1 protein-coding gene is annotated in these 327 nt (G+C 45.9%); it reads right to left on the reverse strand.

Annotation, left to right across the window (positions count from 1 at the left end):
* Window positions 1–249 (reverse strand): transposase (locus tag AB4623_RS23290; protein ID WP_372147445.1); only part of this gene is annotated, 249 nt, incomplete at its 3' end.
* Between the last annotated feature and the right edge of the window lie 78 nt (window positions 250–327).

Genomic DNA, 327 nt, shown 5'->3' on the forward strand with positions numbered 1-327 from the left:
TAGCTCAAAGATAGAGTCGATAAAACCTTGAAGAGCCCGCAATGGTAGAGAGAATATCCCCTTAATCATCAATGCAGTTTCAATCGCTGTATCAGAGTACTGGAAGCCTCTACCACGCTTACCATGATGGGCTTTGCATCGCCATGCATCTACGGCTGAATCATCTATCCAGAACGTAACCGAGCCCCGTTTGCACAGAGCCTTATTGTACTCCGCCCAGTTAGTTATCTTCTTTTTTGCCTTACCCATGTCACCACCGCTCTAACCATCATAAAGGATCAGATCGCAAGACTCGAAAAAGGTTCAACTGATTTAGGCAACAACGCC

Origin of the sequence: Vibrio sp. 10N.222.52.C12 (assembly GCF_041474215.1) — a bacterium.
GTDB lineage: Bacteria > Pseudomonadota > Gammaproteobacteria > Enterobacterales > Vibrionaceae > Vibrio > Vibrio crassostreae_C.